This is a genomic window from Bacillus rugosus, assembly GCF_023238245.1.
Taxonomy (GTDB): Bacteria; Bacillota; Bacilli; order Bacillales; family Bacillaceae; genus Bacillus; species Bacillus rugosus.
This window is the reverse complement of the sequence record NZ_CP096590.1, coordinates 2,295,933-2,320,619: the sequence shown is the minus strand read 5'-3', so window position 1 is coordinate 2,320,619 and position 24,687 is coordinate 2,295,933. Positions and strand designations below refer to the sequence as shown.

The window sequence follows — 24,687 nt, the reverse complement described above, 5'->3', positions numbered from 1 at the left end:
CATGGACTACCTTTTGGCTTTTGTATGCGGCGGGGCCATTTGTATTGTCGGCCAGCTGCTCTTGGATATTTTTAAATTGACGCCAGCCCACGTCATGACATCATTTGTTGTGACCGGCGCGATCTTAGATGGTTTCGGCATTTACGATAAATTTATTGAATTTGCCGGAGGAGGCGCCACCGTTCCGATCGTAAGCTTCGGCCACAGTCTTCTGCACGGTGCCATGCACCAAGCGCATATACACGGATTTATCGGAATCGGCATGGGGATTTTTGAGCTGACCTCTGCCGGTATCTCAGCCGCCATTCTCTTCGCCTTTCTTGTAGCTGTTATTTTCAAACCGAAAGGATAATGCTGACATGACGACAAAACGCAAGGTCATACTGGTAACAGACGGAGATGTGTACGCCGCTAAAACAATTGAATACGCCGCAAGCCAAGTGGGAGGGCGATGTATTTCACAATCAAAAGGCAACCCTTCCATCCGCAGCGGCGCAGAGCTAGTCAAGCTGATCGCCTCTGCACCATATGATCCTGTTTTTGTTATGTTTGACGACTCCGGCCTCCAAGGAGAAGGTCCGGGAGAATCCGCTCTGACCTATGTTGCCACACATCCCTCTATTGAAGTGCTTGGAGTGATTGCGGTCGCGTCAAAAACCCATCAGGCTGAATGGACCAGAGTTGATGTAAGCATTGACCGCAATGGAGAAATAACAGAATACGGCGTGGATAAAGTCGGAGAAAGGGAATTTGATGAGCACAGAATGAGCGGAGATACAGTCTATTGCCTTGATAAACTTGATCTCCCGCTTATTGTCGGTATCGGGGATATCGGCAAAATGGGCAGAAAAGACGATATCTCAAAAGGGTCGCCAATCACCATGAAAGCGGTCGAGTTTATTTTAGAAAGGAGCGGGTATCATGCCGGATCACAAGGAAGAGAAAATCCGGGTTTATCGAGATCCAGCCAAAAATGAAGCGTATTTTAAAAATCGGGTCGGAATGGGAACTAGCTATGATGTAGGGGTTCGCAAGCTTAATATTTTAGACAAGGAAATACAGCTTTACTATCTGAATGGATTATCTGACACCGCTTTTATCATTCATTTAATGAGAGAACTTGTTTTCATTAACAATCGGGATGAGGATCCAGATAATCTAATTGATATTGTCGAAAACAGGCTTCTTAATGCCCAGGTTGAAAAAGTAAAAACACTCGATGAAGCAACTGACCAAGTGCTGTCCGGTTTAGTTGCAGTCATTGTTGAAGACGCAGGCTTCGCATTTATTATTGATGTCAGAAGCTATCCGGGCAGAAATCCGGAAGAGCCTGATACAGAAAAGGTGGTCAGGGGAGCCAGAGACGGATTTGTTGAGAACATCGTCGTCAATACGGCGCTTCTCAGACGGCGGATCAGAGACGAACGGCTTCGCATCAAGATGACAAAGGTTGGCGAGCGATCAAAAACGGACCTGAGCATTTGTTATATAGAAGATATTGCAGATCCGGATCTGGTTGCCATCGTGGAAAAAGAAATTGCTGCCATTGATGTCGATGGATTAACAATGGCTGACAAAACCGTAGAGGAATTCATCATTAAACAAAGCTACAACCCGTATCCGCTCGTCCGCTATACAGAAAGGCCGGATGTGGCGGCCAATCATGTGCTTGAAGGCCATGTCATCATTATGGTTGATACATCGCCAAGTGTAATTATCACCCCGACGACTTTGTTCCATCATGTCCAGCATGCTGAAGAATACAGGCAGGCGCCTGCAGTCGGTACTTTTTTAAGATGGGTAAGATTTTTCGGTATCATTGCTTCCACTATATTTCTCCCGATCTGGTTTCTATTTGTGCTGCAGCCGGACCTGCTGCCCGACAATATGAAATTTATCGGTTTAAATAAAGATACGCATATCCCGATCATCCTGCAGATATTCTTAGCTGACTTAGGAATCGAGTTTCTCAGAATGGCTGCCATTCATACCCCGACCGCTTTATCGACAGCAATGGGATTAATTGCCGCTGTGCTGATCGGACAGATTGCCATTGATGTCGGCCTGTTTTCACCAGAGGTGATTCTATACGTCTCACTTGCAGCGATCGGAACCTTTACGACGCCTAGTTATGAATTAAGTTTGGCAAATAAAATGAGCCGACTTTCCCTCATGATACTCGTTGCCTTATTTCATGTAAAAGGGCTTGTTATCGGATTCACAGTGCTAATTATTGCCATGGCCAGCATCAAATCCCTCCAAACACCGTACTTATGGCCGCTGATGCCTTTTAACGGCAAGGCGCTGTGGCAGGTACTGGTTCGGACAGCGAAACCTGGTGCAAAAGTAAGACCAAGTATCGTTCACCCAAGAAATCGCTTAAGACAACCTACCAATTCATAATCGCATTGAAACTGACTGAAGAGTATGATAATGTATGTCTTAATTATGAAGGGACAGTTCATAAAACTGTCCTTTTCACCCATAAGCGGAGAAAGAGGGAATGACATTGTTCTTACATGGCACGAGCAGACAAAATCAACATGGGCATTTAGAAATCGGAGGTGTGGACGCTCTCTATTTAGCGGAAAAATACGGCACACCTCTTTACGTATATGATGTGGCTTTAATACGTGAGCGTGCTAAAAGCTTTAAGCAGGCATTTATTACTGCAGGGCTGAAAGCACAGGTGGCATATGCGAGCAAAGCGTTCTCATCAGTCGCAATGATTCAGCTCGCTGAGGAAGAGGGACTATCTTTAGATGTCGTGTCCGGTGGAGAGCTTTATACAGCTGTTGCGGCGGGCTTCCCGGCAGAACGCATTCACTTTCATGGAAATAACAAGAGCAGGGAAGAACTCAGGATGGCACTTGAGCATCGCATTGGCTGCATTGTGGTGGATAATTTCTATGAAATCTCGCTTCTGGAAGACTTGTGCCAAGAAACGGGACACTCCATCGATGTTCTTCTTCGAATCACGCCCGGAGTAGAAGCGCATACGCATGACTACATTACAACTGGTCAGGAGGATTCAAAGTTTGGTTTCGATCTTCATAACGGACAAACTGAACGGGCGATTGAGCAAGTATTGCAATCAGAACACATTCAGCTGCTGGGTGTTCATTGCCATATTGGCTCGCAAATTTTTGATACGGCCGGTTTTGTGTTAGCTACGGAAAAAATCTTCAAAAAACTGAACGAGTGGAGAGAATCATATTCGTTTGTATCCAAGGTGTTGAATCTTGGAGGGGGTTTCGGCATCCGTTATACGGAAGACGATGAACCGCTTCACGCTACTGAATACGTGGAAAAAATTATCGAAGCTGTGAAAGAAAATGCTGCCCGTTACGGTTTTAACATTCCTGAAATTTGGATCGAACCGGGCCGTTCTCTCGTTGGAGACGCGGGCACAACCCTTTATACGGTTGGCTCTCAAAAAGAAGTGCCGGGTGTCCGCCAGTATGTGGCTGTAGATGGAGGTATGAACGACAATATTCGTCCTGCACTCTACCAGGCTAAATATGAAGCAGCGACAGCCAACCGTATCAATGAAGCGCATGACAAAACGGTGTCGATTGCCGGAAAGTGCTGTGAAAGCGGTGATATGCTGATTTGGGATATTGACCTGCCTGATGTAAAAGAAGGCGATCTTCTTGCCGTTTTTTGTACGGGCGCTTACGGATACAGCATGGCCAACAATTACAATCGAATCCCGAGGCCTGCCGTTGTATTTGTAGAAAACGGGGAGGATCACTTAGTCGTAAAGCGAGAAACATACGAGGACATTGTGAAACTTGACCTTCCCTATAAAACGAGTGTAAAGCAATAAAAAAAGCGCCGATTTTTCGGCGCTTTTTCTTATTTGAATATAGAAACAATCGCATTCCAGATAGATACGAAGAAATCAATCACTTTTTGAATGAAGTTTTTCCCCTCATCTGATTCTATGAATTTCGTAATCTTATCTTTCGCTTTATCAAGCTGGTCACCGACCTGTCCCCAGTCGATGTCAACGTTTTTCATTTTATTGAAGAGGGAGACAAGCTGATCTTTTTGGCTGTCTGTAAGTGTGACATTTAAATCAGAAGCTGCATCATCCACTTGTTTTTCAATGTCAGCTTTATTGTCAGGCACACCGTTTTTAGCAAACTCTTCTTTGATTTTTGCAATTAGCGCAGCCGCATTTTCGTTACCGATTTTGTCTCCAAGCTCTGATGTCGTAACAAGCTCTTGGTTGGCTACTTGCTTCACATCCTCCGAGATCGCTTCATCAGAAGAAACTTCATACGCCTTAATCAATCCAGTTAAAGCCGCAGTCCCGGATACTTCAAATGGTGCTGTAACATACACCTTGGCATCTTTTACACCGGCTGTCATCAGGGCATTCAAGTACATTTCATCTGTAATGCCGCTGATATTATGTGTCTCAACATTCAGGCCAGAGCCTTTTTTGGCAATGGTGATCGACGATGATGAAATCGCTCTTGATCCAATTTGAGCATTCGATATATATTTACCTAAATATTCATGTTCTTCCTTATTGGTCACAGTTACCGTTGTGGCATTATCAGGGACATTCATTTCATCAAGCACTTTTTGTTTATCAGATTCTGACAAATCAGCACCCAGTGTTACAATGACATCTCCAACTGCGGCATCCGCTAGACTGACTTTCGGAACCGTCAGCAGCAAAACAGCCGCTGCCAGCATTCCAATCCATATTTTTTTCAAAGCAGTTTGACCTCCTTCAATTTCACAAGCAGCTGGATAGAGCTGCTTTGCGAGGACCTGAATCATGATGAAAATACAGTTCCGTTAGGTTAGACGGAGATAAAGACATCTAGGTTTCATTTTTATTTTTAGTAAAGCCCGGAGATTCGTTTTCCCCCGAAAGGTGTGGTATAATAGCCGCGACAAGGAGAGACAGGCTATAACCTATCATACATAATCTCCTTTGAAAATTAAAATAAAGAAAGTAGGCATACAATTGAAAACAGGTTACTTTTTATTAGAAGACGGTAACAAAATTGAATTTGAACTTTACCCTGAAGCTGCACCGGGCACTGTCGCAAACTTTGAAAAGCTTGCGAACGAAGGCTTTTATGACGGTCTTACATTCCACCGAGTGATTCCAGGCTTCGTCAGCCAAGGCGGATGCCCGCACGGAACTGGCACAGGCGGTCCGGGATACACAATCAAATGTGAAACAGAAGGAAACCCGCATACACATGAAGCGGGTGCACTTTCTATGGCACACGCTGGAAAAGACACAGGCGGCAGCCAATTTTTCATCGTTCATGAGCCACAGCCTCATTTGAACGGTGTTCACACTGTATTCGGAAAAGTAACAAGCGGACTAGAATTCGCGAAAAACATGTCTAACGGCGACGTCATGAAAGAAGTTCGTGTAGAAGGCTAACAGACAGACGAAAAGCTTCCTCGTATCGGGGAAGCTTTTTTATTTGCGAAAAATATACCAATAAAAAAACGCCCGAGTGCTGGAGGCGGAAACAAACAGGTATTTATTAGGTTGAAGTGAAGACAATGCGGCGAGTGTTTCCTTGACTTTTCAATTGATGAAGAAATGAGATTAAAATGTTTTGGTCACGTTCTGATCAGTAAATTGATGGTTAATCATTTTAGCCTGGCTTATAAAGTTGTTTTCTATGACAATTCCCGTATTCAAGCCGCCCGAACCGAAAACAGATTTAGACACAGTTAATGGACTGATCACAAAAACGCCGCCTACGTTCACTACGCTGTTCCCGGAAATGTTGTTTATATTGATAGGATAATCAATCACACTATCGAGTCTCCTTTCATAGTATTCTATTTTTTATATGTATTAGTGCTAGAACTCATAAGCGTAAACTTATTGGTAAAAACATTTATCTTTTATATGATGCCGTGCAAAGGTGATCGATTCTTCAATTATTCCGTCCATTTTAGCCAGTCATATGTATTCGTTCCAATTCAAGCTGGTATAATCGAATTTTTTCTAAGGTGTTCATATGTAAAATTAAGAAAACTTTAAAGTTACATGATTCATCGAAAATGGAATTTTGTAGTAAAATGAATCAAAACAAACGAGATGTTTTGAAAAGGAGTTTGGCATTATGAACAACAAAGGCTGTATAAAATGCGGAAGTACTGAAGCGGGACAAAAAGAAATAGCCACAACCGGCACGGGATTATCGAAGTTGTTTGACGTGCAGCACAACCGTTTTCTTGTGGTGTACTGTAAGAATTGCGGATATTCAGAGTTTTATAATAAAGAATCTTCTACCGCCGGCAATATATTGGATTTGTTTTTTGGAGGCTGATCCATGTTTTCGAGCTTCAATGGGTTTAAACATGTCATGAAAGCAAAACGGGATGCCGGTTATGTCACCTGTGATATAGGCTGCCGCAAACATTCCAGTAACCTTCGCGACGTAAATCAGTTTGTCAAGCAATATGGGTATCATGGACTGGGCGATCAATGGAATGCATAGATGAACAGAGTGCCTGTAATCTCATGACTTATATATGATCTAAAGATTTAGCATACGAGCACTCTCTTTCTTCCGAGCACATTGCTTCTGAATGATGCGATTATTTCTTTCGTTATTTTTCGGATGTCCCTGTGTACGATACGAATGCTGATGTTGATGTTCAGTCCGGCAATGTTGAACTAAGCAGATGGAGTCCAATTTCCCAAGCGATATTTGATGCAGGACAGGTTGTAATCGACAAGAAAAAGATAGGCATGATTTGGGTAGAAGATGAAGATTAACAGATTGTAAAATCACTTCAATGGTCCTGATAGGATTTCTTTTCGTTTCGTGATAACATAAATTGAAGATCGTTGTTTATTGGAGGAAATCAGTTGAAATCAGAAAATGTGTCCAAGAAAAATACAATGTTAGAATGGGCAAAAGCAATTGTGATTGCTGTCGTTCTCGCTTTGCTTATCCGCAATTTTATTTTTGCGCCATATGTCGTTGATGGTGACTCTATGTATCCTACACTTCATGACAGGGAAAGGGTTTTTGTCAATATGACAGTCAAATACATCGGTGAGTTTGATAGAGGAGACATCGTCGTATTAAACGGGGATGATGTTCACTATGTCAAACGGATTATCGGCCTGCCTGGGGATACGGTTGAAATGAAGAACGACCAGCTCTATATCAACGGGAAAAAGGTGGCCGAGCCTTATTTGGCAGCCAATAAAAAGAGAGCGAAGCAGGACGGTTATGACCATTTGACCGATGATTTCGGTCCGGTGAAAGTGCCTGATGACAAGTATTTTGTGATGGGTGACAACCGGCGGAACTCTATGGACAGCCGAAACGGGCTTGGCCTCTTCACGAAAAAACAAATTGCGGGCAAGTCTAAGTTTGTTTTTTTCCCGTTTAACGAAATGCGTAAAACAAATTAGGATTAAGCAGCTTCCTGAACAGGAGGCTGTTTTTTATTTCTTTTTTTCGTTCATCCCCCAAAACCAGAACATAAATTCGTATAACTATAGAAAAGAATTTTTTGCAGAAATGTGAAACATATTCCCGTTATGCATCGTTATATTAATAATTTACGAGACTTTACGGTTTTTTATTCATGAAAAAAAGGAATAACTCATATGAATGAATAGATTCATATTGGCTGGAGGTTTAAAAATGGGAAGAATAAAAACCAAGATTACCATTCTGTTAGTGCTTTTGCTTTTACTTGCAGGCGGTTATATGTACATAAATGATGTTGAGCTGAAGGATGTTCCGACAGCGATTGGACAAACTTTGTCCTCGGAAGAAGAGGAATACACCATCCAGGAATATAAAGTGACGGAAATTGACGGCTCAGAGTATCATGGAGAAGCAGAAAACGGCACCAAAATCATTTTCAACGGTAAAAAATTAAATCAGGATTTGTCTGATATAAAAGAAGGCGACAAGATTAAGGCATACTTCAGCAAATCAAAGCGGATCGATGGACTAATCAAGGTTGCCAAAGTGAATGATTAACAAAACATCACCTTTCGGATCGAAGGGTGATGTTTTGTTTTTCTCAAATTGTAAGTTTATTTCATTGCGTACTTTAAGAAGGATCGCTATAATAGCCAATAAGGACAAATGAATATAGATTGTATCCTTCGGGGCAGGGTGGAAATCCCGACCGGCGGTAGTAAAGCGAATTCGCTTTAGAGCCCGTGACCCGTGTGCATAAGCGCGCGGTGGATTCAGTTTAAGCTGAAGCCGACAGTGAAAGTCTGGATGGGAGAAGGATGTTGAGCCGCTATGCAATTGGTTCAAAAATGCATAGTGTTATTTCCTATTGCGTAAAATACCTAAAGCCCCGGATTTTTTATAAATTCGGGGCTTTTTTGACGGTAAATAACAAAAGAGGGGAGGGAAACAAATGGAAGAGTATTATATGAAGCTGGCATTAGATCTTGCGAAGCAGGGCGAAGGACAGACTGAATCTAATCCGCTCGTCGGCGCTGTTGTGGTAAAGGACGGACAAATTGTCGGAATGGGCGCCCATTTAAAATATGGTGAAGCTCATGCAGAAGTTCATGCCATCCATATGGCCGGATCCCATGTAAAGGGTGCGGATATTTACGTTACACTCGAACCGTGCAGCCATTACGGAAAAACACCGCCATGTGCAGAACTGATCATCAACTCTGGCATCAAAAGAGTGTTCGTGGCAATGAGAGATCCTAACCCGCTTGTGGCCGGAAGAGGGGTCAGCATGATTGAAAAAGCCGGTATTGAAGTTAAGGAAGGCATCCTGGCTGACCAGGCGGAGAAGCTGAATGAAAAATTTCTGCACTTCATGAGGACAGGCCTCCCTTACGTCACACTAAAAGCTGCTGCAAGCCTTGACGGAAAGACAGCTACCAGTACGGGCGACAGCAAATGGATCACGTCAGAGGCTGCAAGACAGGATGCTCAGCAATACAGGAAAACACACCAAAGCATTTTAGTCGGAGTTGGCACGGTGAAAGCCGACGATCCAAGCTTAACCTGCAGGCTGCCCGATGTGGCAAAACAGCCGGTTCGGGTGATACTTGATACTGAACTCTCGATTCCTGAGGACGCCCAAGTGATTTGCGATCAGGCAGCGCCGACATGGATTTTTACAACAGCGCACGCAGACGAGGAAAAGAAAAAACGGCTTTCAGCTTTCGGTGTGAACATATTTACGCTTGAAACCGAGCGCATTCAAGTTCCTGATGTTTTGAAAATCCTTGCGGAAGAAGGCATCATGTCGGTGTACGTGGAAGGCGGTTCAGCTGTTCACGGAAGCTTTGTCAAAGAAGGCTGTTTTCAAGAAATCATCTTCTATTTTGCCCCTAAACTAATCGGAGGAACGCATGCTCCCAGCTTAATCTCCGGTGAAGGTTTTCAATCAATGAAAGATGTCCCCTTATTACAATTCACTGATATAACCCAAATTGGCCGTGATATTAAACTGACGGCAAAACCGATAAACGAGTAGGATGGTGACCATGTTTACAGGAATTATTGAAGAAACAGGCACAATCGAATCCATGAAAAAAGCAGGGCATTCAATGGCCTTAACAATCAAATGCTCAAAGATTCTAGAGGATGTTCATCTGGGCGATAGCATTGCAGTGAACGGCATTTGTCTGACTGTCACTGATTTTACAAAAAATCAATTCACAGTGGATGTTATGCCTGAAACAGTCAAAGCTACGTCATTAAATGATTTATCAAAAGGAAGCAAAGTAAACCTTGAAAGAGCGATGGCGGCAAACGGCCGTTTCGGAGGCCATTTCGTTTCTGGCCATGTCGACGGAACTGCTGAAATTACACGAATTGAAGAGAAAAGCAACGCTGTTTACTATGATTTAAAGATGGACCCTTCTTTAACAAAAACACTGGTCTTAAAGGGATCAATTACCGTGGACGGCGTGAGCTTAACCATATTTGGCCTGACAGAAGACACAGTGACAATTTCTTTAATACCGCATACGATCAGCGAAACAATTTTTTCGGAAAAAACGATCGGCTCTAAAGTGAATATCGAATGCGATATGATCGGAAAATATATGTATCGATTTTTGCATAAAGCTAATGAAAATAAGAACCAACAAACCATTACAAAAGCCTTCTTAAGCGAAAACGGCTTTTAGAGAGGAAGATTTGCATGTTTCATCCGATAGAAGAAGCACTAGACGCTTTAAAAAAAGGCGAAGTCATCATAGTTGTAGATGATGAAGACAGAGAAAATGAAGGGGACTTTGTGGCTCTAGCCGAGCATGCGACGCCAGAAGTCATTAACTTTATGGCGACACACGGAAGAGGGCTGATTTGTACGCCGCTCAGTGAGGAAATCGCAGACAAGCTGGATCTTCACCCTATGGTTGAGCATAATACAGATTCTCACCATACTGCATTTACGGTAAGCATTGACCACCGTAAAACGAAAACGGGTATCAGCGCTCAAGAAAGATCTTTTACCGTTCAAGCATTGCTGGACAGCAAATCCGTGCCGTCTGATTTTCAGCGTCCCGGGCACATTTTTCCGCTGATTGCGAAAAAAGGAGGTGTCCTGAAAAGAGCGGGTCATACAGAAGCTGCTGTAGATCTTGCTGAAGCCTGCGGATCTCAAGGAGCCGGCGTCATTTGTGAAATTATGAATGAAGATGGATCAATGGCAAGAGTGCCTGAGCTCATTGAAATTGCAAAAAAACATCAATTAAAAATGATTACTATTAAAGATTTGATTCAATACCGTTACAATCTAACAACACTAGTCGAGCGTGAAGTCGACATTACGCTGCCTACTGATTTTGGCACATTTAAGGTTTACGGATACACAAATGAGGTAGATGGAAAAGAGCATGTCGCATTTGTGATGGGAGATGTGCCCTTCGGTGAAGAACCGGTGTTGGTCCGGGTGCATTCAGAATGTCTCACAGGTGACGTGTTTGGATCTCATCGCTGTGACTGCGGCCCGCAGCTGCACGCCGCGCTGACGCAAATTGCTGCAGAAGGCCGGGGAGTGCTCTTGTATTTGCGCCAAGAAGGCCGGGGCATCGGTTTAATCAATAAATTAAAAGCTTATAAGCTTCAGGAACAAGGCTATGACACCGTAGAAGCCAACGAGGCGCTTGGATTCTTGCCTGACCTTCGCAACTATGGCATCGGTGCACAAATGTTACGCGATCTCGGTGTGCGGAATATGAAGCTTTTGACGAATAATCCGCGAAAAATCGCAGGCCTTGAAGGTTATGGACTCAGTATTTCAGAAAGAGTGCCGCTTCAAATGGAGGCGAAAGAGCACAATAAAAAATATTTGCAAACCAAAATGAACAAGCTGGGTCATTTACTTCATTTCTAATCACAAATATCACAAAAAAAGGATGGGAATCATATGAATATCATACAAGGAAATTTAGTTGGTACAGGTCTTAAAATCGGAATCGTAGTAGGAAGATTTAATGATTTTATTACAAGCAAGCTATTGAGCGGTGCAGAAGATGCGTTGCTCAGACACGGCGTAGACACAAACGATATCGATGTGGCTTGGGTTCCAGGCGCATTTGAAATTCCGTTTGCCGCGAAAAAAATGGCGGAAACAAAAAAATATGACGCCGTCATCACATTGGGCACTGTAATCAGAGGCGCGACAACACATTACGATTATGTCTGCAATGAAGCTGCCAAAGGCATCGCGCAAGCAGCAAACACTACTGGTGTGCCTGTCATCTTTGGAATTGTGACAACTGAAAACATCGAACAGGCAATTGAGCGTGCCGGCACAAAAGCCGGTAACAAAGGTGTAGATTGTGCCGTTTCTGCCATAGAAATGGCAAATTTAAACCGTTCATTTGAATAATTTGCTGAAAACAGTTTAAAAATATGGCGAAAATGATATAATGTGAGAAAACGGATCACCTATTCGTATCCGTTAATAGCAGACTGGACATTTTGGATATAGAGGGGTTTTTATGTTAATTCGTTATAAAAAATCGTTTGAAAAGATTGCGATGGGACTTCTTTCGTTCATGCCGAATGAAAAAGACCTTAAGCAGCTTCAGCAGACAATTAAGGACTACGAAACGGATACAGACCGCCAGCTCTTTCTTTGGAAAGAGGACGAGGATATCGTCGGAGCAATCGGAGTCGAAAAAAAGGATTCTGAGGTTGAAATCCGGCATATCAGTGTGAATCCTTCTCATCGCCATCAAGGAATCGGAAAACAGATGATGGATGCCTTAAAGCATTTATTCAAAACGCAGGTACTGGTTCCGAATGAATTAACGCAGAGCTTTTTCGAACGTTGTCAAGGTCAGCAGGATCAAGACATTTCATACAATAATTAAACAGAGGCTGTTATAGCCTCTGTTTCAGATTGGTGGCAAAATCCTAAAACAGTTTTCGTTTTAGGATTTTGCCATCCTTTTCTATCGTGATTAATGCCCTTGAAGTCTAGGAAAGCTGAGCATTAGAGCGGAGCGAATGTTTTAATTCGTGAGCGCCAACGCACAGGCTTGACAACGAATGCGAGGGTTTGTCGACACGCTGAGCAGAGGCTGAAATCAGCCTCTGCTTTTTTTTCTGCGTTCTATTTCTTTTTCACGTTCAAGGATGACGTCAGTCCGATCCCGCAAACGGTGCTTGTCGATAAGAAATGAATCGGTGAGTGTGCTGGGCTGCCCCCATGTGTAGCCTTTTTTCTTGCATTCGATGCGGCATGCTTCCTCCAGCTTCTCATCTTTGATGGGCAGCATAATGCTTTGATAGGAAGAGCCTGTTTCGATTTGTTCGTAAACCGATTGCATAAGCTGGAGTAAACGGATATGATCAAGTCCCAAGTCTTCGACCGCTTGTCTTTCTGCTTGAAGAATCCTTATGCTGTTCGTCATCAATCTTTTTGCCCCGGCAGTATTCTGCCTTCTATAATGATACAAAGCAACCGCAAGCTGAATAAAGCCGACCCAATAAACTTTTCGTTTATTTGGAGGATCTTTCTTCCAATATTCTTCTAATATTTCATGGCATTCAAAATAATCCCGTGTCGCGTGAAATTCAACGAGATAATCGATATAAGCTTTCGGGTACAAGATGCTTCCTCCTTTAATCTGCCTTTAGTGTAACACAGGAAGGATAAAAGGAAAAAAGAACGCTAAGCCCTGATTGCTTCTTTTTAGCACGGTAATGGAAGGGGATCCGTCGCTAAGGCTTTTCCTCCTTTGTTATAGTCAAATCGAATGTCTTTGTTGTTTTGAATATTCTGTACAAACTGCTTCAAAACGGGAAATGAAATAGTATTGGACGAGAGCTTTTTGGTGGCTTATACTAAAGGGTAGCCAGTTTATTTGGCAATGAGAGTGATACTTGAAAATGGTGAGATGATGGAAGAATATCAAGTGAAAATTGATACGTTTGAGGGCCCATTGGACCTGCTGCTTCATTTAATCAATCGTCTTGAAATTGACATATATGATATACCTGTGGCGAAGATCACTGAACAATATTTATTATATGTACATACGATGCGTGTGCTTGAGCTCGATATTGCCAGCGAGTATTTGGTCATGGCTGCCACGCTGCTCAGCATTAAAAGCAGAATGCTGCTCCCGAAGCAAGAGGAGGAGCTTTTTGAAGATGAATTACTTGAAGAAGAAGATCCGCGGGAAGAATTGATTGAAAAGCTTATTGAGTATAGAAAATATAAAGATGCGGCGAAGGATTTAAAAGAACGGGAAGAAGAAAGACAAAAATCGTTCACGAAACCGCCGAGTGATTTGAGTGAATATGCCAAAGAAGTAAAACAATCGGAGCAAAAGCTCTCTGTCACGGTCTATGATATGATCGGGGCTTTTCAAAAAGTGCTGAAACGCAAAAAAATAACAAGGCCGATGGAAACAACAATTTCCAGGCAGGACATACCAATCGAAGACAGAATGAACGAAATCGTGCATAGCCTAAAATCAAGAGGAACGAGAATCAACTTTATGGACCTGTTTCCGTATGAGCAAAAAGACCATTTGGTTGTGACTTTCCTAGCCGTTCTCGAGCTGATGAAAAATCAGCTCGTTCTCATTGAACAGGAGCACAATTTTTCAGATATTTACATTACGGGGAGTGAATCCATTCATGGGGCTTGATATCGTGAATTGGAAAGCTATAGTGGAAGCCCTTCTTTATGCGGCAGGCGATGAAGGGCTCACAAAAAAGCAGCTGTTAACAGTGCTTGAAATCGAAGAGCCTGAACTGAACACCATCATGGCGGAAGTGGCGGACGAATACCGGGGGGAGACAAGGGGCATTGAACTTATTGAATATGCAGATACGTACATGCTCTCTACCAAAAAAGACTTTGCGCCTTATTTGAAAAAACTGATTGAAGTGCCGTCAAAGGGCCTTTCTCAAGCATCTTTAGAAGTGCTGGCCATTGTTTCATATAAACAGCCGATTACGAGAGCAGAAATTGAAGAAATCAGAGGCGTGAAATCAGAGCGGATTTTACACAGTCTTGTCGCGAAGGCGCTACTGTGTGAAGTCGGACGGGCTGACGGTCCGGGACGGGCTATTTTATACGGCACAACGCCGACTTTTCTTGAACAATTTGGTCTAAAAACGCTGGACGAGCTTCCGCCGCTGCCTGAAAATGCGGAAGAAGACGTTCTTCAAGAAGAAGCAGATTTATTTTTTGAAAACTTTAACCAAACCTTCGAAGATATAAAATAGAAGTTTAATGAATCGCGCTTTTTCATCATCATAAGATATAAGGAAGAAGCTATCATGAAAGAAGCAAAATGTGAGAGACAAAGACATGAGGGGAAGATACCAAACGAAATGGGACATTCGATTGTGCGAGCGCAGACTCAAAAAACAGGCGAATTCTTATCAATGGTTGTCAATACCGTTAACGATTACCTAAATCAAACGACGCTGGAGTCCTTACAGGCTGAATTGCCTACTGAGAAAGGGTATTGCTGTGATGTGCTGAGCACTCTGAGAAGAATGACAGTATTTTGTGAAGGAGGCGCAGAAGCGTGCCGCCGTCTCCTGACGCAGGAGCCTTTTCAGGAAGCCAGGGCGGAAAAAACACTTTATAATGTATATCACCAATGCATTGAAGAGTTCTTTATGCCGAAAAAAGACACGTGGTGTGAAAATAGCCGGGCATCTTATACCGGGGTCAGCGCAATTGAGTTTTACCATGCTGTTCCTGCATCCCTTGAGCAATTATTATTGCCGCTGAGCGCAGCCTTTCTGAAGATGAGGGAAGAGCTGGCTCATTACGAGGCGTCCGGATCAAGCATGGCGCCAATCAGATAATTTTTACTCTCCCTTTTTCAGGGAGAGTTTTTTTATGTTTGCCTGCAGATCCATATTTGTTATTCATAACTGGTGGACATGCGCATAAACTTGTACAAACCACCACAAGGACGTGAGAGCAAACATGCGCATTTTCAAAAAAACAGTATTTATGGTCATGATTTTATTTCTGATTGCAAATGTAAATGTGAACACAGCACATGCTGCTATAGATGTCAGTGCAAAAAGCGCGATCGTTATTGACGGAGCGTCAGGCAGAGTGTTATTTGCCAAAGATGAGCATCAGAAAAGGCGGATTGCAAGCATCACAAAAATCATGACGGCCGTTCTCGCCATCGAATCCGGCAAAATGGATGAAACGGTGACGGTTTCGTCAAATGCTGTCAGAACAGAAGGCTCTGCCATTTATTTAACAGAAGGTCAAAAAGTGAAATTAAAAGATCTTGTGTATGGCCTCATGCTGAGATCAGGAAACGACGCCGCTGTCGCAATTGCTGAACATGTCGGTGGAAGCCTCGATGGATTTGTTTATATGATGAATCAAAAAGCCGAGCAGCTTGGCATGGAGAATACCCGTTTTCAAAATCCGCATGGATTGGACGACCATGAAAATCATTACTCAACAGCTTATGACATGGCCATATTAACCAAATACGCTATGAAGCTGAAAGACTATCAAAAGATTTCCGGTACGAAAATATACAAAGCAGAATCGATGGAAAGCGTCTGGAAAAACAAAAATAAACTGCTGACTATGCTTTATCGATACAGTACAGGAGGAAAAACAGGCTATACAAAACTTGCAAAACGGACACTGGTCTCAACGGCTTCAAAGGACGGCATAGATCTGATAGCCGTCACCATAAATGACCCTAACGATTGGGATGATCATATGAAGATGTTTAACTATGTATTTGATCATTATCAAACCTATTTAATTGCGAAAAAAGGGGACATTCCAAAGCTGAAAGGCACATTTTATGAATCGAAGGCATTTATCAAACGTGACATCACCTATTTGCTAACCGAAGAGGAAAAAGAAGATGTTAACATTCAAACCACGCTCCTTAAGCCGAAGAAAACATGGGAAAAAGACGCCTCGAAAATTCCCGACATCGTAGGGCATATGAAGATCATGTTCAACGATGAAACCATCGCAAAAGTGCCGATCTACTATGAAAATGAACGACATCAAAAACCGAAGAAACGATTTTTTGAAACGTTTAAATCAATCTTTTTGAATGCGGCTGGCGGGGCAAAATGGTCAATATAATTTGGGTCAGCTTAACTGTGATCGGACTTGTTTTTGCGATGTGCAACGGAACTCTGCAAGATGTAAATGAAGCCGTATTTAAGGGTGCAAAGGAAGCCGTTACAATTTCATTCGGACTGATGAGCGTACTTGTTTTCTGGCTTGGTTTAATGAAAATAGCCGAGCAATCAGGGCTTTTGGATATTTTCAGCCGGATGTGCAGGCCTTTTATATCTAAGCTGTTCCCTGATATACCGCCGGATCACCCGGCAATGGGCTACATTTTATCTAATCTCATGGCGAACTTCTTCGGTCTCGGGAATGCAGCAACTCCGCTTGGCATTAAAGCAATGGAGCAAATGAAAAAGCTAAATGGGAACCGAACGGAAGCAAGCCGGTCGATGATTACTTTTTTAGCGGTGAATACGTCCTGCATCACCCTCATTCCGACAACCGTAATCGCTGTTCGAATGGCTTATTCCTCCAAAACGCCGACGGATATCGTCGGACCTAGTATTTTAGCGACACTTATTTCCGGAATCGGCGCCATTATCATTGACCGGTATTTTTATTACCGCCGCAAAAAGAAGGGAAGGTGAGCGGATGGAAATCATCAACTGGCTGTCTTTAGCCATGATTCCGATCATAATTGCCGGAATTCTTCTTTATGGAACTATTAAAAAGGTTCCCACATATGAATCGTTCGTCGAAGGCGGAAAAGAAGGGATAGAAATCGCTTTTTCCATTATCCCCTACTTAGTCGGAATGCTTGTCGCCATAACTGTTTTCAGATCATCAGGCGCGCTTGATTTTATAATGGACCTTTTAAAACCAGTTTTCTCTGCTATCGGCATCCCCGCTGAGGTAGTGCCGCTTGCGCTGATCCGTCCGATCTCCGGTACGGCTGCACTTGGCATGACGACAGACTTAATTGCAGTATACGGACCTGATTCCTTTATCGGCAGGCTGGCTTCGGTCATGCAGGGATCAACAGATACAACGCTTTACGTACTGACTGTGTATTTTGGAGCGGTCGGCATTAAAAAAATGGGTGATGCATTAAAGGTGGGACTTCTTGCAGATTTAATCGGCGTAGTTGCATCTATCATCATCGTTACGTTATTATTTGGGAGCGCCTGAAAACGGCGTTTTTTTTTAGATTTGGCATAGGAATTTGAAAAAGCTTGTTTGTTAGGGTTGAAAAAAGTAAGATAATACTTGAGGTGAAAGACATGGAAAGACTGCAAAAAGTGATTGCTCATGCCGGAGTTGCATCGCGCAGAAAGGCAGAAGAGCTGATTAAAGAAGGAAAAGTAAAGGTGAATGGCAAAGTAGTAACAGAGCTTGGTGTAAAAGTTACCGGTTCTGATCAGATTGAGGTAAACGGGTTAAAGGTTGAACGTGAAGAGCCGGTTTACTTTCTCTTATATAAACCAAGAGGCGTTATTTCTGCAGCCCAAGATGACAAAGGGCGCAAAGTCGTGACGGACTTTTTTAAAGAAGTCCCGCAGCGCATTTACCCGATTGGGCGTCTGGATTATGATACGAGCGGTCTTTTGCTTTTAACCAATGACGGCGAGTTTGCCAATAAGCTGATGCACCCTAAGTATGAAATCAACAAAACATACGTGGCGAAGGTGAAAGGGATCCCGCCTAAAGAGCTGCTCAGAAAGCTGGAGCGCGGCATCAGGCTTGAAGAAGGCAAAACGGCGCCTGCGAAAGCGAAGCTGCTGTCTTTGGATAAGAAGAAGCAAACAAGCATTATTCAGCTGACGATTCATGAAGGACGCAACAGACAGGTGCGCCGGATGTTCGAAGCGATCGGGCATGAGGTAATCAAGCTGAAGCGTGAAGAATACGCGTTTTTAAACCTGCGAGGCTTGCACACGGGAGATGCCAGAGAGCTAACACCGCATGAAGTCAAAAGGCTCAGAGCGCTGGCGGATCATGGTAAAAACGCTTTCTAAATTTCACATAACCTTCAAAAAGTAAGAAATGTGAAATGAACGTGCAATGATATAATTGAATGGATCTGCAATAGGGGAAGGGGGCAGTGGACAATGAAGAAGAAAAGGCGTTTATTCATTCGGACCGGCATCCTTCTCGTTTTAATCTGTGCACTTGGCTATACCATTTACAACGCTGTATTTGCCGGTAAAGAGAGTATATCCGAAGGGTCCGATGCACCTAATTTTGTCCTTGAAGATACGAATGGGGAACGTATCAAGCTGAGTGACTTAAAAGGAAAAGGTGTTTTTTTGAACTTCTGGGGTACATGGTGTGAACCGTGCAAAAAAGAATTCCCTTATATGGCGAACCAATATAAGCATTTTAAAGACCAAGGTGTCGAAATTGTCGCGGTAAATGTTGGGGAGTCAAAGATAGCAGTACATAATTTTATGAAATCCTACGGAGTCAATTTCCCGGTTGTTCTGGATACAGATCGCCAAGTGCTTGATGCCTATGACGTATCTCCGCTTCCGACAACCTTTTTAATCAATCCGGAAGGAAAAGTTGTCAAGGTGGTGACCGGCACTATGACAGAAAGCATGATACATGACTATATGAATCTAATAAAACCCGGAGAGACTTCGGGATGAAACAAGTCAAATGTGAATGCGGACATGTAAACCCGGTCGGAACCGTTCTATGTGAATCGTGCGGCAGAGCTCTCCAAGAAACTCAGCCTCCGCTTGCTGATATGAGATATGACGGAAGTGCAAGACGTTCACAAACCTATAACAAAACGATCATCGATAAAATTTGGAATTTCTTTTCTTCGGTTAAGGTGGGAATTTGGCTTATCGTCATAACCCTTGCCGCATCAGCGTTCGGCACCATTTTTCCCCAAGAAGCTTATTTGCCTCCGGGCGCACAGGCTGATACTTATTACAAAGAGCAGTACGGTACGTTCGGCCAGCTTTATTATTTGCTCGGGTTTCACCATTTATATGGATCTTGGTGGTATTTGCTGCTCATTGCATCGATCGGCATTTCACTTGTGATTTGCAGCCTCGACCGGGTCATTCCATTGTATAGAGCGTTAAAAAACCAAGGTGTCAGAAGGAGTCCTGCTTTTTTAAGAAGGCAGCGCTTGTTCAGTGAAACGGATACTGTACTGGACGGGGAAGCAAAAGAAAAGATTGCTGCTCTCTTAAAGAAAAAGCATTATAGGATCAGAGAAAAAGAGGGCAGTCTTCTTGCCGAAAAAGGGCGTTTTTCACGCTGGGGCCCGTATGTCAACCACATTGGATTGATTATCTTTCTGATAGGTGCGATGCTGAGATTTGTTCCTGGCATGTACGTCGATGAAACGCTTTGGGTCAGAGAAGGCGAAACTGCAGCAATTCCGGGAACAGAAGGAAAATATTATTTGAAAAACAATCAATTCAGCGTAGAGACCTATAACAGCAAAACAGAAAAAAAGGTATTCGCAGATGCCATTGACAGAGTCGGGGACGGCAGAGTTGCAAAGAACTTCCAAACAGATGCCGTACTCTACAAGAGAGAAGGAAAAATTGTTTATGGCGAGAAACCAAAGCTGAAAAAAGTAACAGAAAAGGACATTCGTGTCAATCAGCCACTGCGTTTTGATTCCTTTTCCGTTTACCAGGTGGATTATAAAGAGAATCAGCTTGATCAGATGGTGTTCCAACTAATAGATAAAAAAACCAAAAAATCCTTTGGGAGCTTGAAGATCAACCTTCTGGATCCAGATTCGGTTTATGATCTTGGTAACGGTTACAAAGTTGAAGTTGCCAGCTATCTGCCAGATTTCTATTTTAATCAGGATGGAGAGCCGAGTACAAAAACAAAAATCCCTAACAACCCGGCTTTTGTTTTTAATATCATAACGCCGGACAAACCGAAGGGTGAAAAAAGCTTTGTTGCCATCCAAGAAACAATCGAAGGCTCAGGCAGCAATAAATACAAGCTGAAATTTGACCATGTCGAGACGAAAAACATTACCGGACTCACAGTCAGAAAGGATTTGACGCTCTGGGTGCTTGCCGTCGGCGGAGCCATTTTTATGATCGGTGTCATTCAAGGTATGTACTGGCAGCACCGAAGAATCTGGCTGCACTCGCAGGATGGCACAGTCATGGTGGCGGGGCATACGAATAAAAACTGGTATGGCCTGAAGAAGGATTTAGCCTTTGTATTGGCTGATTCCGGATTGACTGAACCGGAGGACCAAAAAGAATTAATCAAAACACAGAAATAGGCGAAAAGGGAGTGATGTCATGGCAGAGCTGAGCGGAAATTTTCTTTATGCGGCCTTTCTTGTGTATTTAATCGCTGTCCCGATTTTCGGCGGGGCCATACGCGGAAATAAAGATAAAAAGGGCAAGCCAAACCGATGGGCCAACATAGGAATTACCCTTTCTATTATTGGTTTTCTCTGCCACTTGGGATATTTCATCACAAGGTGGGCTGCCAGCGGCCATGCGCCTGTCAGCAATATGTTTGAATTCACCACTGCCTTTGGCATGATGCTTGTTTTGGCGTTTATTATTTTATATTTCATCTATAGATTGCCTTCGTTGGGCCTGTTTACGCTGTCAATCGCTTTATTGCTGATCGCTTATGCAAGCATGTTTCCGACGGATATCTCACCCTTAATTCCGTCACTGCAGAGCAATTGGCTGTATATTCACGTAACAACAGCCGCGCTTGGGCAAGCTATACTTGCCATCAGCTTCGTCGCAGGTGTCATCTTTCTATTGAAGCACGTAGACCAGACAAAACCAAGCAAAAAAACGTTCTGGCTTGAAGCGATTATGTTTATCCTGGTCACAAATGTCGCCTTTATTGCGATCACATCAGCTTTTCGTATCGCAGGCTATGAAGCGGAGTTTAACTGGGTGGATAAAAATAAAGAAAAAAGCGTGATGGTGTACGAAATGCCTGCGCTTGTCGGCCCGCATCAGGGGGAGCTTTTGACCGAGGGGAGAATGGAGCCGCTTGCTGAGCTTCCTGCCCATTTCTCAGGGAGAAAGGTGAACACAGTGATTTGGTCATTTGGAGCAGGGCTTGTTTTGTATGGCGCGCTTCGTCTGATCATCAGAAAAAGAATTAGCGCTCTGTTACATCCGCTTGTAAAAAACGTCAATCTTGATCTGGTGGATGAGGTTGGGTACAGGGCCGTTTCCATCGGGTTTCCAATCTTTACGCTCGGCGCGCTGATCTTTGCGATGATTTGGGCTCAGCTCGCGTGGACCAGATTTTGGGGCTGGGACCCGAAGGAAGTATGGGCGCTGATCACGTTTTTGTTCTATGCCGCTTACTTGCACTTAAGACTGTCAAGAGGCTGGCACGGTGAGAAGTCAGCATGGCTGGCCGTAATCGGTTTTGCTATTATTATGTTTAATTTAATATTCGTAAATCTAGTGCTTGCCGGACTTCATTCTTATGCATAGTCCTTAGAAAGCGACACAGTTCTCAAACTTTCTCATGATTTGATAAAATGAAAGTAACAGAAGGAAAGCAGGGGGAAAACGATGGACCAAACGAACGAAACCAAAATATTAGTAGTTGATGACGAAGCCAGAATTCGCCGCCTTTTAAGAATGTACCTTGAACGTGAAAATTATGTCATAGACGAAGCGGAAAATGGTGATGAAGCCATTGCCAAAGGGCTTGAAGCCAATTATGACTTAATTTTGCTTGATCTGATGATGCCGGGGACTGACGGAATTGAAGTGTGCCGGCAAGTTCGGGAGAAAAAAGCGACACCAATCATCATGCTGACTGCAAAAGGAGAAGAAGCAAACCGGGTGCAGGGATTTGAAGCGGGAACAGATGATTATATTGTCAAGCCGTTCAGCCCGAGAGAAGTCGTGCTGCGGGTAAAAGCCCTTTTGAGAAGAGCATCCCAAACCTCTTATTTGAATGCCAATACACCGACGAAAAATGTACTCGTGTTTTCACATCTGTCCATTGACCATGATGCCCATCGCGTAATGGCTGATGGAACAGAAGTAAGCCTGACGCCGAAAGAGTATGAGCTCCTATACTTCTTAGCGAAAACACCTGATAAAGTGTATGATCGGGAAAAGTTGCTGAAAGAAGTGTGGCAATATGAGTTTTTTGGTGATCTGCGGACAGTAGACACTCACGTTAAACGCTTGAGAGAGAAGCTGAACAAGGTATCTCCGGAAGCTGCGAAAAAAATTGTCACCGTATGGGGTGTAGGCTATAAATTTGAGGTAGGCGCTGAATGAAATTTTGGAAAAGCGTAGTAGGCAAGCTGTGGTTTACGATCCTTTCACTCGTCTTGATCGTATTATTCATTTTGACGGTTCTTTTGCTAGAATTTATTGAGAATTACCATGTGGAAGAAGCCGAGAATGATTTAACACAGCTTGCGAATAAAGTTGCTGTCATCATAGAAAATCACGAGGACCAGGCACTGGCAAGATCAATTACTTGGGAGCTCGCTGATAACTTAACAAGCATTGCCATCGTTCAGGATGAGAAAAAGTATTGGTATTCTCCGAATGATAAAAATCGGCTGTCGTCCATTACGGTTGAGCAAATACAGCATGACAAAGACTTAAATAGAGCTCTCCAAGACCATAAAAAAGTAAGCAAACGAACGGGGCTGAGCAATACAGACACGGATAATGAACGCCTGATTGTAGGTGTCCCGTATGAAAAAGACGGAAAGAAAGGCATGGTCTTTTTATCCCAGTCTTTGCTTGCCGTTAAAGATACAACCAAACACACGACCCGCTATATTTTTCTTGCCGCGGGGATTGCGATTGTACTGACGACGTTTTTCGCTTTCTTTTTATCAAGCAGGGTCACGTACCCGCTCCGAAAAATGAGAGAAGGCGCACAGGATTTGGCGAAGGGCAAGTTCGATACAAAAATCCCGATTTTAACCCAAGATGAAATCGGTGAACTGGCAACCGCTTTTAATCAAATGGGCCGGCAGCTTAACTTTCATATTAATGCGCTCAATCAAGAAAAAGAGCAGCTTTCTAATATTTTAAGCAGTATGGCTGACGGCGTCATTACTATTAATATCGATGGTACAATTCTTGTGACAAACCCTCCGGCTGAACGGTTTCTTCAGGCGTGGTATTATGAGCAGAATATGAATATCAAAGAAGGCGATAACCTTCCGCCTGAAGCAAAAGAGCTGTTCCAAAACGCTGTCAGCACTGAAAAAGAACAAATGATTGAGATGACGCTGCAAGGCAGATCATGGGTGCTCTTGATGTCGCCGCTTTATGCGGAATCGCATGTCAGAGGAGCGGTTGCTGTGCTTCGTGACATGACTGAAGAGCGGCGCCTTGATAAGCTGCGGGAGGACTTTATCGCAAATGTCAGCCATGAGTTGAGAACACCGATCTCTATGCTTCAGGGGTACAGTGAAGCAATTGTCGATGACATTGCAAGTTCAGAAGAAGACCGGAAAGAAATTGCTCAAATCATTTATGACGAATCGTTGCGAATGGGCCGTCTAGTCAATGATTTGCTTGATTTAGCCCGAATGGAGTCAGGCCATACAGGCTTGCATTATGAAAAAATCAATGTTGATGAATTTTTAGAGAAGATCATTCGGAAATTTTCCGGTGTTGCTAAAGAAAAAAATATTACTTTACATCAAGACATTTCTCTCACAGAAGAGGAATTTATGTTTGATGAAGACAAGATGGAGCAGGTATTTACCAATTTGATCGATAATGCGCTGCGGCATACTTCATCCGGCGGCAGTGTTTCCATTGAAGTCCATACTGTGAAGGATGGATTGAAAATTGATATCAAAGACTCTGGATCTGGCATTCCGGAAGAAGATCTGCCATTTATCTTTGAGCGGTTCTACAAGGCAGATAAAGCGCGAACAAGAGGCAGAGCAGGAACCGGTCTTGGGCTAGCTATCGTAAAAAATATCGTGGAAGCCCACAACGGATCGATTACGGTGCACAGTCGAATGGATAAAGGAACGACATTTACATTTTATATTCCGACAAAACCATAAAATCGAGTCTGAATTTGCCGAAGAATCTTGTTCCATAAGAAACACCCGCTAATCGAGCGGGTGTTTTTTTAAGAGCCAATATTAATAAAATTTAAGGATATGTTAATATAAATTCCCTTCCAAATTCCAGTTTCTCGTAATAT

29 protein-coding genes, 1 pseudogene and 1 riboswitch are annotated in these 24,687 nt (G+C 43.2%); of the genes and pseudogenes, 26 read left to right on the top strand and 4 right to left on the bottom strand.

Annotated elements, in window-relative coordinates; genetic code table 11:
* The first annotated feature begins 1 nt into the window (after position 1).
* The 4 genes from spoVAE (at position 2) to lysA (ending at position 3,829) form a co-directional block, all read left to right on the top strand.
* Positions 2–352 carry a stage V sporulation protein AE gene (spoVAE, locus tag M0696_RS11565; protein ID WP_166851191.1) on the top strand — a complete coding sequence of 117 codons (351 nt, stop codon included), beginning with the start codon at positions 2–4 and terminating at the stop codon, positions 350–352.
* 7 nt (positions 353–359) lie between these two features.
* Positions 360–977: a stage V sporulation protein SpoVABEA gene (gene spoVAEA / locus M0696_RS11560; protein ID WP_248601972.1), complete on the top strand. Its 618-nt coding sequence runs from the start codon at positions 360–362 to the stop codon at positions 975–977.
* A complete protein-coding gene (spoVAF, locus tag M0696_RS11555; RefSeq protein ID WP_248601971.1) occupies positions 922–2,403 on the top strand; it encodes a spore germination protein SpoVAF in 1,482 nt (493 codons plus the stop codon). The genes spoVAEA and spoVAF overlap by 56 nt, the downstream gene beginning before the upstream one ends.
* A 106-nt stretch (positions 2,404–2,509) precedes the next feature.
* Positions 2,510–3,829, top strand: coding sequence for a diaminopimelate decarboxylase (gene lysA / locus M0696_RS11550; protein ID WP_248602770.1), 1,320 nt, complete (start codon positions 2,510–2,512; stop codon positions 3,827–3,829).
* A 29-nt stretch (positions 3,830–3,858) separates the two neighbouring features.
* Here the strand turns inward: lysA and M0696_RS11545 are convergent, their stop codons facing one another.
* Entirely contained in the window at positions 3,859–4,731 is an 873-nt protein-coding gene (locus tag M0696_RS11545; protein WP_222143097.1) for a DUF1002 domain-containing protein, read from the bottom strand.
* A gap of 256 nt (positions 4,732–4,987) precedes the next feature.
* Here M0696_RS11545 and M0696_RS11540 point away from each other — a divergent pair, with 256 nt between their 5' ends.
* Positions 4,988–5,419: a peptidylprolyl isomerase gene (locus M0696_RS11540; protein WP_003223931.1), complete on the top strand. Its 432-nt coding sequence runs from the start codon at positions 4,988–4,990 to the stop codon at positions 5,417–5,419.
* A 171-nt stretch (positions 5,420–5,590) separates the two neighbouring features.
* Here M0696_RS11540 and M0696_RS11535 read toward each other — a convergent pair whose 3' ends face one another.
* The gene (locus M0696_RS11535) at positions 5,591–5,803 is read right to left on the bottom strand and encodes a spore germination protein (RefSeq protein WP_166851203.1); all 213 of its coding nucleotides are present in this window, start codon (positions 5,801–5,803) and stop codon (positions 5,591–5,593) included.
* Positions 5,804–6,116: 313 nt separating this feature from the next.
* Between M0696_RS11535 and M0696_RS11530 the strand changes: the two genes are divergently transcribed.
* Positions 6,117–6,323, top strand: a complete 207-nt coding sequence (locus M0696_RS11530; RefSeq protein ID WP_003223929.1) for a zinc ribbon domain-containing protein — start codon at positions 6,117–6,119, stop codon at positions 6,321–6,323.
* Here M0696_RS11530 and M0696_RS11525 read toward each other — a convergent pair.
* A pseudogene (locus M0696_RS11525) lies at positions 6,266–6,467 on the bottom strand (hypothetical protein). The gene M0696_RS11530 and the pseudogene M0696_RS11525 sit on opposite strands and share 58 nt — an antisense overlap.
* Positions 6,468–6,625: 158 nt before the next feature.
* Here M0696_RS11525 and M0696_RS11520 point away from each other — a divergent pair.
* The 8 genes from M0696_RS11520 to ribT all read left to right on the top strand — a co-directional run bounded on the left by M0696_RS11520 (position 6,626) and on the right by ribT (position 12,337).
* The gene (locus tag M0696_RS11520; protein ID WP_248601970.1) at positions 6,626–6,775 is read left to right on the top strand and encodes a hypothetical protein; all 150 of its coding nucleotides are present in this window, start codon (positions 6,626–6,628) and stop codon (positions 6,773–6,775) included.
* Positions 6,776–6,868: 93 nt separating this feature from the next.
* Positions 6,869–7,423, top strand: coding sequence for a signal peptidase I sipS (gene sipS / locus M0696_RS11515; protein ID WP_166851208.1), 555 nt, complete (start codon positions 6,869–6,871; stop codon positions 7,421–7,423).
* Positions 7,424–7,658: 235 nt separating this feature from the next.
* Positions 7,659–8,003, top strand: a complete 345-nt coding sequence (locus tag M0696_RS11510) for a hypothetical protein (RefSeq protein WP_003223922.1) — start codon at positions 7,659–7,661, stop codon at positions 8,001–8,003.
* Positions 8,004–8,123: 120 nt separating this feature from the next.
* Positions 8,124–8,268, top strand: a riboswitch (FMN riboswitch).
* Between the two features lie 129 nt (positions 8,269–8,397).
* A complete protein-coding gene (gene ribD, locus M0696_RS11505; RefSeq protein ID WP_166851214.1) occupies positions 8,398–9,483 on the top strand; it encodes a bifunctional diaminohydroxyphosphoribosylaminopyrimidine deaminase/5-amino-6-(5-phosphoribosylamino)uracil reductase RibD in 1,086 nt (361 codons plus the stop codon).
* 10 nt (positions 9,484–9,493) lie between these two features.
* Complete coding sequence (gene ribE / locus M0696_RS11500) at positions 9,494–10,141, top strand: riboflavin synthase subunit alpha (protein WP_222143095.1); 648 nt, start codon at positions 9,494–9,496, stop codon at positions 10,139–10,141.
* Between the two features lie 14 nt (positions 10,142–10,155).
* The gene (locus M0696_RS11495; protein ID WP_248601969.1) at positions 10,156–11,352 is read left to right on the top strand and encodes a bifunctional 3,4-dihydroxy-2-butanone-4-phosphate synthase/GTP cyclohydrolase II; all 1,197 of its coding nucleotides are present in this window, start codon (positions 10,156–10,158) and stop codon (positions 11,350–11,352) included.
* Between the two features lie 33 nt (positions 11,353–11,385).
* Positions 11,386–11,850 carry a 6,7-dimethyl-8-ribityllumazine synthase gene (gene ribH / locus M0696_RS11490; protein ID WP_024121911.1) on the top strand — a complete coding sequence of 155 codons (465 nt, stop codon included), beginning with the start codon at positions 11,386–11,388 and terminating at the stop codon, positions 11,848–11,850.
* A gap of 112 nt (positions 11,851–11,962) precedes the next feature.
* On the top strand, positions 11,963–12,337 hold the full coding sequence (gene ribT, locus M0696_RS11485; protein WP_003223910.1) for a GNAT family N-acetyltransferase RibT: 375 nt from the start codon (positions 11,963–11,965) through the stop codon (positions 12,335–12,337).
* 216 nt (positions 12,338–12,553) lie between these two features.
* On the opposite strand, the gene M0696_RS11480 is transcribed toward ribT, so the two are convergent.
* Positions 12,554–13,078, bottom strand: coding sequence for a DUF309 domain-containing protein (locus M0696_RS11480; RefSeq protein WP_166851219.1), 525 nt, complete (start codon positions 13,076–13,078; stop codon positions 12,554–12,556).
* Between the two features lie 291 nt (positions 13,079–13,369).
* On the opposite strand from M0696_RS11480, the gene M0696_RS11475 reads away from it, so the two are divergent.
* The 12 genes from M0696_RS11475 to resE all read left to right on the top strand — a co-directional run bounded on the left by M0696_RS11475 (position 13,370) and on the right by resE (position 24,544).
* On the top strand, positions 13,370–14,125 hold the full coding sequence (locus M0696_RS11475) for a segregation/condensation protein A (RefSeq protein ID WP_166854640.1): 756 nt from the start codon (positions 13,370–13,372) through the stop codon (positions 14,123–14,125).
* On the top strand, positions 14,115–14,708 hold the full coding sequence (gene scpB / locus M0696_RS11470) for an SMC-Scp complex subunit ScpB (protein WP_166851222.1): 594 nt from the start codon (positions 14,115–14,117) through the stop codon (positions 14,706–14,708). The genes M0696_RS11475 and scpB overlap by 11 nt, the downstream gene beginning before the upstream one ends.
* Positions 14,709–14,762: 54 nt before the next feature.
* Positions 14,763–15,302 (top strand): YpuI family protein, encoded by a 540-nt coding sequence (locus M0696_RS11465; RefSeq protein ID WP_019714821.1) that lies wholly within the window; start codon positions 14,763–14,765, stop codon positions 15,300–15,302.
* Positions 15,303–15,426: 124 nt separating this feature from the next.
* Entirely contained in the window at positions 15,427–16,575 is a 1,149-nt protein-coding gene (dacB, locus tag M0696_RS11460; protein WP_019714820.1) for a D-alanyl-D-alanine carboxypeptidase DacB, read from the top strand.
* Positions 16,563–17,153 (top strand): spore maturation protein SpmA, encoded by a 591-nt coding sequence (gene spmA, locus M0696_RS11455; protein WP_014114249.1) that lies wholly within the window; start codon positions 16,563–16,565, stop codon positions 17,151–17,153. The genes dacB and spmA overlap by 13 nt, the downstream gene beginning before the upstream one ends.
* 4 nt (positions 17,154–17,157) lie before the next feature.
* On the top strand, positions 17,158–17,694 hold the full coding sequence (gene spmB / locus M0696_RS11450) for a spore maturation protein SpmB (protein ID WP_003223896.1): 537 nt from the start codon (positions 17,158–17,160) through the stop codon (positions 17,692–17,694).
* 92 nt (positions 17,695–17,786) lie between these two features.
* Positions 17,787–18,521, top strand: coding sequence for a 23S rRNA pseudouridine(2605) synthase RluB (gene rluB, locus M0696_RS11445; protein WP_019714819.1), 735 nt, complete (start codon positions 17,787–17,789; stop codon positions 18,519–18,521).
* Between the two features lie 93 nt (positions 18,522–18,614).
* Positions 18,615–19,154 carry a thiol-disulfide oxidoreductase ResA gene (resA, locus tag M0696_RS11440; protein ID WP_019714818.1) on the top strand — a complete coding sequence of 180 codons (540 nt, stop codon included), beginning with the start codon at positions 18,615–18,617 and terminating at the stop codon, positions 19,152–19,154.
* A complete protein-coding gene (resB, locus tag M0696_RS11435; RefSeq protein ID WP_019714817.1) occupies positions 19,151–20,779 on the top strand; it encodes a cytochrome c biogenesis protein ResB in 1,629 nt (542 codons plus the stop codon). The genes resA and resB overlap by 4 nt, the downstream gene beginning before the upstream one ends.
* 19 nt (positions 20,780–20,798) lie before the next feature.
* Entirely contained in the window at positions 20,799–21,974 is a 1,176-nt protein-coding gene (gene resC, locus M0696_RS11430; RefSeq protein ID WP_248601968.1) for a cytochrome c biogenesis protein ResC, read from the top strand.
* 81 nt (positions 21,975–22,055) lie between these two features.
* Entirely contained in the window at positions 22,056–22,778 is a 723-nt protein-coding gene (resD, locus tag M0696_RS11425) for a DNA-binding response regulator ResD (protein ID WP_019714815.1), read from the top strand.
* Entirely contained in the window at positions 22,775–24,544 is a 1,770-nt protein-coding gene (resE, locus tag M0696_RS11420; protein ID WP_222143089.1) for a sensor histidine kinase ResE, read from the top strand. Before resD ends, resE begins: the two co-directional genes overlap by 4 nt.
* The last annotated feature ends 143 nt before the right edge of the window (positions 24,545–24,687 follow it).

What these genes read in the sequence shown, in the direction of transcription:
- spoVAE (WP_166851191.1), top strand. Translation starts at nt 2, where the DNA reads ATGGACTACCTTTTGGCTTTTGTATGCGGCGGGGCCATTTGTATTGTC.
- spoVAEA (WP_248601972.1), top strand. Translation starts at nt 360, where the DNA reads ATGACGACAAAACGCAAGGTCATACTGGTAACAGACGGAGATGTGTAC.
- spoVAF (WP_248601971.1), top strand. Translation starts at nt 922, where the DNA reads ATGCCGGATCACAAGGAAGAGAAAATCCGGGTTTATCGAGATCCAGCC.
- M0696_RS11530 (WP_003223929.1), top strand. Translation starts at nt 6,117, where the DNA reads ATGAACAACAAAGGCTGTATAAAATGCGGAAGTACTGAAGCGGGACAA.
- M0696_RS11510 (WP_003223922.1), top strand. Translation starts at nt 7,659, where the DNA reads ATGGGAAGAATAAAAACCAAGATTACCATTCTGTTAGTGCTTTTGCTT.
- ribD (WP_166851214.1), top strand. Translation starts at nt 8,398, where the DNA reads ATGGAAGAGTATTATATGAAGCTGGCATTAGATCTTGCGAAGCAGGGC.
- ribE (WP_222143095.1), top strand. Translation starts at nt 9,494, where the DNA reads ATGTTTACAGGAATTATTGAAGAAACAGGCACAATCGAATCCATGAAA.
- M0696_RS11495 (WP_248601969.1), top strand. Translation starts at nt 10,156, where the DNA reads ATGTTTCATCCGATAGAAGAAGCACTAGACGCTTTAAAAAAAGGCGAA.
- ribH (WP_024121911.1), top strand. Translation starts at nt 11,386, where the DNA reads ATGAATATCATACAAGGAAATTTAGTTGGTACAGGTCTTAAAATCGGA.
- ribT (WP_003223910.1), top strand. Translation starts at nt 11,963, where the DNA reads ATGTTAATTCGTTATAAAAAATCGTTTGAAAAGATTGCGATGGGACTT.
- M0696_RS11475 (WP_166854640.1), top strand. Translation starts at nt 13,370, where the DNA reads ATGGAAGAATATCAAGTGAAAATTGATACGTTTGAGGGCCCATTGGAC.
- scpB (WP_166851222.1), top strand. Translation starts at nt 14,115, where the DNA reads ATGGGGCTTGATATCGTGAATTGGAAAGCTATAGTGGAAGCCCTTCTT.
- M0696_RS11465 (WP_019714821.1), top strand. Translation starts at nt 14,763, where the DNA reads ATGAAAGAAGCAAAATGTGAGAGACAAAGACATGAGGGGAAGATACCA.
- dacB (WP_019714820.1), top strand. Translation starts at nt 15,427, where the DNA reads ATGCGCATTTTCAAAAAAACAGTATTTATGGTCATGATTTTATTTCTG.
- spmA (WP_014114249.1), top strand. Translation starts at nt 16,563, where the DNA reads ATGGTCAATATAATTTGGGTCAGCTTAACTGTGATCGGACTTGTTTTT.
- spmB (WP_003223896.1), top strand. Translation starts at nt 17,158, where the DNA reads ATGGAAATCATCAACTGGCTGTCTTTAGCCATGATTCCGATCATAATT.
- rluB (WP_019714819.1), top strand. Translation starts at nt 17,787, where the DNA reads ATGGAAAGACTGCAAAAAGTGATTGCTCATGCCGGAGTTGCATCGCGC.
- resA (WP_019714818.1), top strand. Translation starts at nt 18,615, where the DNA reads ATGAAGAAGAAAAGGCGTTTATTCATTCGGACCGGCATCCTTCTCGTT.
- resB (WP_019714817.1), top strand. Translation starts at nt 19,151, where the DNA reads ATGAAACAAGTCAAATGTGAATGCGGACATGTAAACCCGGTCGGAACC.
- resC (WP_248601968.1), top strand. Translation starts at nt 20,799, where the DNA reads ATGGCAGAGCTGAGCGGAAATTTTCTTTATGCGGCCTTTCTTGTGTAT.
- resD (WP_019714815.1), top strand. Translation starts at nt 22,056, where the DNA reads ATGGACCAAACGAACGAAACCAAAATATTAGTAGTTGATGACGAAGCC.
- resE (WP_222143089.1), top strand. Translation starts at nt 22,775, where the DNA reads ATGAAATTTTGGAAAAGCGTAGTAGGCAAGCTGTGGTTTACGATCCTT.